Source organism: Janthinobacterium lyxosi, assembly GCF_051380665.1.
In the GTDB taxonomy this organism is placed as follows: Bacteria; Pseudomonadota; Gammaproteobacteria; order Burkholderiales; family Burkholderiaceae_D; genus Janthinobacterium.
Genome location: NZ_JBNYXM010000060.1, coordinates 1 through 7,729, shown reverse-complemented (window position 1 = coordinate 7,729; position 7,729 = coordinate 1). Strand labels below are relative to the sequence as shown.

General features: G+C 60.4%; 8 protein-coding genes and 3 tRNA genes. All 11 read right to left on the bottom strand.

The features are described 5' to 3' along the window. Window positions 1-123: 123 nt before the first annotated feature. The gene (gene aqpZ, locus ACQ4WP_RS28590) at window positions 124-813 is read right to left on the bottom strand and encodes an aquaporin Z (RefSeq protein WP_436526592.1); all 690 of its coding nucleotides are present in this window, start codon (window positions 811-813) and stop codon (window positions 124-126) included. Between the two features lie 220 nt (window positions 814-1,033). Continuing rightward, window positions 1,034-1,444, bottom strand: coding sequence for a GNAT family N-acetyltransferase (locus tag ACQ4WP_RS28585; protein WP_436526590.1), 411 nt, complete (start codon window positions 1,442-1,444; stop codon window positions 1,034-1,036). Beyond that, the gene (locus tag ACQ4WP_RS28580) at window positions 1,444-1,902 is read right to left on the bottom strand and encodes an Ivy family c-type lysozyme inhibitor (RefSeq protein ID WP_436526588.1); all 459 of its coding nucleotides are present in this window, start codon (window positions 1,900-1,902) and stop codon (window positions 1,444-1,446) included. The genes ACQ4WP_RS28585 and ACQ4WP_RS28580 overlap by 1 nt, the downstream gene beginning before the upstream one ends. A 65-nt stretch (window positions 1,903-1,967) precedes the next feature. After that, window positions 1,968-2,237, bottom strand: a complete 270-nt coding sequence (locus ACQ4WP_RS28575) for a hypothetical protein (protein ID WP_436526586.1) — start codon at window positions 2,235-2,237, stop codon at window positions 1,968-1,970. A gap of 176 nt (window positions 2,238-2,413) precedes the next feature. After that, a complete protein-coding gene (locus tag ACQ4WP_RS28570) occupies window positions 2,414-3,589 on the bottom strand; it encodes an amidase family protein (protein WP_436526584.1) in 1,176 nt (391 codons plus the stop codon). 205 nt (window positions 3,590-3,794) lie between these two features. Continuing rightward, complete coding sequence (locus ACQ4WP_RS28565; protein WP_100876390.1) at window positions 3,795-4,370, bottom strand: elongation factor P; 576 nt, start codon at window positions 4,368-4,370, stop codon at window positions 3,795-3,797. A gap of 135 nt (window positions 4,371-4,505) precedes the next feature. Continuing rightward, on the bottom strand, window positions 4,506-5,675 hold the full coding sequence (gene earP, locus ACQ4WP_RS28560) for an elongation factor P maturation arginine rhamnosyltransferase EarP (protein WP_436526582.1): 1,170 nt from the start codon (window positions 5,673-5,675) through the stop codon (window positions 4,506-4,508). Between the two features lie 100 nt (window positions 5,676-5,775). Beyond that, window positions 5,776-5,851 (bottom strand) — tRNA-Glu (locus ACQ4WP_RS28555). A gap of 56 nt (window positions 5,852-5,907) precedes the next feature. Continuing rightward, window positions 5,908-5,983 (bottom strand) — tRNA-Glu (locus ACQ4WP_RS28550). A gap of 121 nt (window positions 5,984-6,104) precedes the next feature. Continuing rightward, window positions 6,105-6,180, bottom strand: a tRNA-Glu gene (locus tag ACQ4WP_RS28545). 240 nt (window positions 6,181-6,420) lie between these two features. Beyond that, window positions 6,421-7,371, bottom strand: a complete 951-nt coding sequence (locus ACQ4WP_RS28540; RefSeq protein WP_436526580.1) for a DUF5694 domain-containing protein — start codon at window positions 7,369-7,371, stop codon at window positions 6,421-6,423. Between the last annotated feature and the right edge of the window lie 358 nt (window positions 7,372-7,729).

Genomic DNA, 7,729 nt, shown 5'->3' with positions numbered 1-7,729 from the left:
GTTTCGCTGCTGGACACCCAGCAGCGCTTCCAGCTTGTGAAATGAACCGCCGTATGCGGAACCGCACGTACGGTGGTGTGAGAGGGCGACGGGGACAACTCCGTCCCCTACTCAATCTCAAACTTACTCTTTTTCGCCAGCAATCAAGCGATAGGCCAGCGCGCCCAGCAAGGCGCCGATGATGGGGGCCAGCCAGAACAGCCACAACTGGCTGGTGGCCCAGTCGCCCACATACAGGGCCACGCCCGTGCTGCGGGCCGGGTTGACGGAGGTATTCGTGACGGGGATGCTGATCAGGTGGATCAGGGTCAGCGCCAGGCCGATCGGCAGCGGGGCAAAACCTGCCGGCGCGCGCTTGTCGGTGGCGCCCAGGATGACGATCAGGAAGAACATCGTCAGCACGATTTCAATCACCAGCGCCGACAGCATCGAATAGCCACCCGGCGAATGGGCACCATAGCCATTCGAGGCAAAGCCCTTGCTGACATCGAAACCGGCCTGCCCGCTGGCAATCACGTACAGCACGCCGCCGGCCAAGATGGCGCCCAGCACTTGCGCGATGATGTATGGCAACAGTTGCTTGGCGGGAAAGCGGCCGCCGGCCCACAGGCCGATCGACACGGCAGGATTCAAATGGCAACCCGAGATGTGGCCGATGGCGTAGGCCATGGTCAGCACCGTCAGGCCAAACGCCAGCGCCACGCCAGCAAAACCGATGCCAAGACCGGGAAAGGCAGCGGCAAGTACTGCGCTGCCGCAACCGCCCAGCACCAGCCAGAACGTGCCGAGGAACTCGGCGCCATATTGTTTCATGATGTATTCCTTTAAAGTAAAGAGAAAACGTGCCAGGGACGACCAATCGGACCGCTCACCACCTTTGCCTGCGCCCGGGGGCGACGACAAAGCACAGCACCAGCAACGCACCGCACGCTGCAAAGCGCGAATAATGACATGATGCCATTATCAATGCAACATTATTTAGTATAATAATGCCAATATTTCTCTTGCCATTTAAAGGTTTTTTTAATAATTACTACGGCGCGGCGCGGCGCATGTATTTTTGTGGCGCCTCCAGTGGCGCAAAACCAAAGCCCGCATACAGGCCATGCGCGTCATCGGTCCCCAGCATCCAGGCGACATCGCGCATCCGTGCATCGCCGAGCACGGCGGCCACCATCTGCTTGCCATATCCGCGCCCCTGGTATTGCGGCAGCACAAAGACGTCACGCAGGTAGGCAAAATCCGTGTAATCAGTGATGACCCTGGCGAACGCCACTTGCTGGCCATCCACATAGCCGCCGAAACACAGCGCGTTGGCGATCCCCTTGCACACCGTTTCGAGCGCCACGCCGCGCTTCCAGTACGACTGCTCGCTCAGGTAACGGTGGATCATGGGCACGTCGAGTTCGTCGCGCTCGCTGGAAATATGCAGTGGCGCGTGCATCAGTTCTTCAACAGCAAGTCGGCTTCGGCGATGCTGGGCTCGCCGAAGTACACGGTGCGCCAGCCGCCCTTGGCATCGCTGCCCATGTACACGCCCGTCATGCTGCGTTCGACCGGGTCATACAGGATGGTGTAGTGGTGGCCGCAATTGTGCGGTTCGCAGACACTGCTGAGCAAGCGCGCCTTGCCGTCGATCTCGACGGGCTTGAGCGGGCTGGCCACGCCATCGGGCACCCAGCGCTGGCGCTTCAGGCCGACTTTCTTCAAGCCCACATTGAAGGCCTTGCGAAAGGCGTAGTCAGCCTTGTAGACGTCGGGGAAATACGGGCAGGTGTGGCCACCGTCGCAGCCTTGCGCTTGCTCAATGAGCGACAGCTTGGGCGTTCGCGCTTGCGCCGGCATGGCGGCCAGCGCCACGGCGGCGCCCAGGAACAGGGGGAACAGCAAACGTGCGGACATGCAATCTCCTAAAAACATCTGGTAATGCGGGCAGCATAGCAGAATGCCATGCTTGCACACCGGCATCAGGGAGAGCAGCGGATGCCGACGACTCCGTTGACCTTGCCTTCGGGCCAGCCCGTCTCGCGCCAGCGGTACACGCCGGGCGCGACGATGATCAACTGCCATTCCACCAGCTTGCCAGCGTCATTGAGGCGGGTTTCATTGTCATAGCGCAGAGTCAGGCTATGCTCCGTTTCCGCCACCACGGTCGCGGCAAAGCGGTTGGTTTCACCCAGCTTGCTTTTCCAGGTGCGGTCGTTGAAGATCGCCAGCCGCTGATGATCATCAGACAACTGCATGCGCGTAAAGTGCCGCGCTTCTTCGCAAACACTACTGGGATTGACGCTATCAGACCAACTGCCTGACAGCTGCGCGGCATCAAAAGGAGTCGGGGTGGCGGCCACGGCCACACTCAGCAGCAAGGTTGCAAGCATAGTTTATCGAAAGGAAGCGAAAAGTATCATCATGGTCAACGCAGCGCCTGCGTGATGCTGGACGGCAATGCGGGTGTGCGCCGGTGCAACGTCGCCTGCTCGTAGGCATATGCCATCGCAATGAGCGGCATTTCGGCGTGGGCAGGGCCGATGAAGGACAAACCGATGGGCAAGCCCTTTACCACGCCGGCCGGCACCGTGATATGCGGCAAAGCGGACTGCACCTGCGATACCCCATGGCATGTGGGCCCCACCAGCGCATCGAGCCTATGCGAGCACAGCAACGCTGCGATGCCGCCTGGCTCGGATGCGGGCGGCGACTCGATCAGTTCCGCCCCCTGTTCGCGCAGCACCAGCAGTGCCTGCTCGATCACGGCATCGGTCCCGGCACACTGGCCGAACAGGTGGCGCGCCACGCCGATGCGGCGCCCATGCAAGCCGGCGACATCGAGCAACATGCCGTCGGCCAGGCGCTCGCCAGTCAGGGCAGCGAGCAGCCAGGCCGCCTCGCGCACGCTGGGCGCCATCGGTCCTGCCGTGGCTGGCTCGCTGCCCTGCCCGCTGGCAGCGCTGCCCGTGGGCTTGATGGCAACCAGGCCGCACGTCGATGCGGGCGCGACGATGGAGCCGTCCGCCGCGCTGTCCACGGCCAGGATGGTCAGGCCGGCCCAGCTGGCACTGGCATGCGGCACGCTGACGGCGGCCCACTGGCGCAAATTGCTTTTGCCGATAATGACGGCACCGGCCGCGCGCAAGCGCGCCGCCACAAAGGAATCGCAGCTGGCATGCGTGGCCAGGGGCGCCTGGGTGCGCGTCTTCATGCGGTCCCCGGTGGCAATATTGTCGCGCAAGACGATGGGGATGCCATGCAAGGGGCCGCGCACCTTGTGCACCTGCCGCTCGCGGTCCATTTCCAGGGCAATTTTCAGCGCATCGGGATTGATTTCAATGCCGGGATAGGCACGCGCGCCGGTACTCGACAGCGAGCGGATGCGGGCCAGGTACTGCGACGTCAGCGCATGGGAACTGAGCTTGCCTGCCTGCATCATCTGCTGTTGCGGCAAGACGCCCGCATCGAGCAGATGGGCCATGGGGCTGGCGGGCGCTGTGGCACGGGTCAGTACGGGGCGCGACACGCGCGCCGGCACGGCCGCCGTGGCAGACGTCGCGCCCCGATATGCGCCACTGCGCAACATATGACTACGCTGCATGGTATCTCCAGGAAACTTCAGTGTTTCTAACGCAATAATGTGCTATCCATAGCATAGCAGTCCTTGCAACTCAATTGTTATCAAAGGGAATTATTTTTTAAGCAAAAAAAACGCCGCCCGAAGGCAGCGTTTCTTGATGGTCAAGCACTGGGGCAAGCCAGGCCGGCAATGCCGGGCCCTGCGAGCAGCGCAGCGTGACGATTTATCAGTTGCGTACGACACGCTTGTATTCATTGGTACGGGTGTCGATTTCGATGACGTCGTCCTGTGCCACGAACAGCGGCACTTGCACGATGTGGCGGTGCGCGTCGATGGCGTTTTCGATCTTGGCTTCTTTCAGGACGTTGCCCGAGGTATTGCCCTTGACTGCAGGCTCCGAGTACACCACTTGACGCGCGATGGTCGTAGGCAGTTCAACGGAGATGGCTTTGCCGTCGTAGAAAATGGCTTCGCATTCCATGCCATCCTTCAGGTAATGCAGTGCATCGCCCAGGTTTTCTTCTTCGATTTCATACTGGTTGTACTCGGTGTCCATGAAGACAAACAGCGGGTCGGCGAAGTACGAATACGTCACTGGCTTTTTATCCAGAACAACAACGTCAAATTTGTCGTCGCCGCGGAACACGTTTTCCATCGGGGTGTTCGTCAGAAGATTTTTCATCTTCCATTTGTAGGTGAAGCCCGTGCGGCTCGAACCGTTGACATCAGAACGCAACACGATCATTGGCTTGCTGTCGACCATGATGATATTGCCAACACGAATTTCTTTTGCGGGTTTCATAGGAATGTACGTAAAAAGTGGGTTGCATGAAGACCATCTGCCGCCTGTGCGCCATCAGCGCCGCAAGCTTGCGTTTGATCGGTTAAAAATACGTTAGAAATAACCGGGCATTTTACCTTAATTTTTGGCAAGCGCCTATCTCGTCGCGCCGGCGAACGCCAGCAAGTTACTTGCCAGATCGCCATTGGACTGCATCTGCCGCTGCCAAGCCTGCGCGCGCGCGCTGATGCGCGGCAGATCGGCCTGCAAGGCGGGCCACAGCTGCGTCCACGGCAAGGCGTCCGCGCTGGCGCCATTCCAGGCCAGCGCTGCCTGTACCAGGCTGGCTATCGGCCCATCCGCGTCCGCCGCATAGCGCTGCAGGAAGGCACGCAATTTCACGTGGTGCAAGTTTTCATCCTGCAAGTAGATATGCCAGAGAAAAGGCCGACCGGCCCATTGCGCGCGCACGAAGGAATCCTCGCCGCGCACGAGATTGACGTCGCAGGCCCACAGCAGGCGGTCGTAATCGTCTTGCGACACAAAAGGCAGCACGCGCACGGTGAGCGCGCCACGCGAGCGCGCCGCACCGACCACCGCCGCATCGTCGCCGATAAATGCTTGAACGGCATCGAACGCGACGCCTTCCGGCACCAAACACATCACGGACTCGCTGCCCGCCTGCCAAACGCCAAACAACTCGGCGACCGGGGCGGACGGGTAGCAGAACAGCGACACTTTCAAAGCAGACATTTCCGCCGCCGTCACGCCGAATTGCCCCAGGAATGCCGCCATGGCGGGCGCATCGGCCTGGAACGCCAGCCGCTGCGCGTCGAGCGCCGCCTCGCGCAGCAAGCCGCCCGTCTTATTGGTGAAGCCGGGAAAGAAAAAATGCTTGATCATGCCATGGCGCGGCGACGTCAGCGCATGGCAGCCCTCGACCCACTCTTCCGCCGTCAAGCCTTCCAGGTTCAGCCACACCGGCTGTGGCGCGCACTGCGCCATGGCGGCGATGTAGCCAGGCGGAATGTCGCAGGCAAAAAACTCGATGACGATATCGGCGATATCGGCGGGTGCAAACACGCCATCCTGGCCGCGCCAGTGGCGCACCACCACACCGCTGGCCTGCTGCGTTTCCACCGCCACGTCGATGCCGGGGCAGATGCGCTGGAAGCTTGCAAGATCGTCAACCCACAAGGTCACGGCCACGCCGTGCTCGCCGCCCAACTGCCGCGCCAGGCGCCAGCAAATGCCGATATCGCCGTAGTTGTCGACGACTTTGCAGAAGATAGCCAGAGATGGTGCGCGATCGCTAGGTAATGGCATGAGTAAGCAAGAAATGAAGGGAAAACGTTGGCATGATGGCCAATAACAAAAAAGCCGCGCTGTTACCAGGCGGCTTTGTTGTTGGCTGATTCAGCCGGTCTGGCGTCCCCAAGGGGATTCGAACCCCTGTACTCACCGTGAAAGGGTGATGTCCTAGGCCTCTAGACGATGGGGACAGAAAATCTGTCCTGGATGCGCTACCCTGCATCCCGACCTTTTTACTACGCGAATCTGGCGTCCCCAAGGGGATTCGAACCCCTGTACTCACCGTGAAAGGGTGATGTCCTAGGCCTCTAGACGATGGGGACAGAATCTGTCCTGAATGCACTACTTCGCATCCTGACCCGGCACTGCAGCAATCGCAGAAACAAAAAAAGCCTGACTTGTCAGGCCCGTTCAGCACTGCACTATTACCTTACAACTGAATCCTGGCGTCCCCAAGGGGATTCGAACCCCTGTACTCACCGTGAAAGGGTGATGTCCTAGGCCTCTAGACGATGGGGACCTGTGCTGGCTTTACTCTCAGCGGACTCTTCGTTGAAGGCTTTGCTTAGCCCTCAAAAAAGCGTGCGCGAAGTTTAACACGAAGCGATTCACGAAATCAACTGCTGGCCTTCTTTTTTCCACCTTATTTGAATCATCCCTCCTATGAGGGCAGGATGATGGCAGGAAGATATGGAAAGCGGCGGCGCACAAGGCATGCAGGGAAAACCGCGCCAAGTTTCTGGCGCGGCAAACGCATTCCTTAGCGCAAGATATCGTCCGCACTGACGATGCGCACATCATGCATCTGGTTCAGATACGCCTCCAGGTAGCCCTTGTGGGATGCGCCGACGATGACCAGGGTGCGCATACCCGGACGCGCCGCCATGATCTCGCGGATATTCGATGCCATGCGCAAGTTGCGCACCTCCCAGGAGGCCACGTAGTTGCGACCATAACGCTGCGGCGACGGCTCTTCCAGCGCGGCGCCAAAATCGCCACGGAAGGCCAGATCCGCCTCGGCGCGTCCGTTATAGGCGCGATAGATCGCCAGCACACCCGCGGGCGTATTGAACTGCCCCTCAAACCCGGCGCGGATACGCTTGCGCTCCGCCGAAAAGGGGTTATCCCAGGCCGCCCTGATCGCCTTGGCATAAGCCTTTGCATCGTCAACAGGCATATCGGCCGTGTGGTCATCCATGCCATACACCCGCTCGCGCCCGCTCTTCGCCGCCAGCACGGCGGCAATCTGATAGTCCTCGTTGCGTTGGCCCAGCAGGGAATTGAGCATCGCGACCAGCGGCTCGCTCACGCCGTCACCGGCGCGCCGCTCATCCACGGGCAGGCGCAGCCATTGCACCAGCGCCGATGCACGCTCGCCACCGGCCAGGAACAGTGAGGCCAGTGTGCGCCGCTGCGCGGCAGACGGCGCCGCCGGCCAGACCGCCAGCAAGCGCTCCGCCTGCGCCGTGGCCGCGATCACATCCAGCCCCGTGGCCGCCCGCGCGACGGAAGTGTCATAGCAATAGGTTTTCACCGTATCGTCATAGCGCTGCGGATAAGCACGCAAGAAAGCACATTGCAAGCCGGAAAGCGCCTCGATCGCAATCGCGTCCGGCCGCCAACCCGCCAGGCGCTCGTTAAGCAAGCTCAATTGAGACGGATCAAACGATTTCGGCAATTGCGATAAATGGGGCGAACCGAGCACCAGCACGTCATTGGACGGGCCCTTTTGCAACTTCAGCGCACCGGGGTCAAATCTCGCCGCAGGCGGCGCGTCCGCGTGCGCGGGAACATAAATAACGGCAGCAAGAAAAAAACTGGCAAATAAACGGTGCATCCTGTCTCCTCAATGTAATGGTCCATTTTTTATCCGCTGGCATGATGAAATCAAGCCGCCAGCTAAATGTAACCGCTCCGCAAATCACTGTCAGTTATATCCATGCAACCAATAGGATCGGGTAGGAGGCGGGGTTGCCCCCGCCGTCCTCCCACAACACCGGACGTACGGATCACGTATCCGGCGTTTCCTGACTACTGGGTTGCCCCAGCGAGCTTGGTTTCGTGCGTCG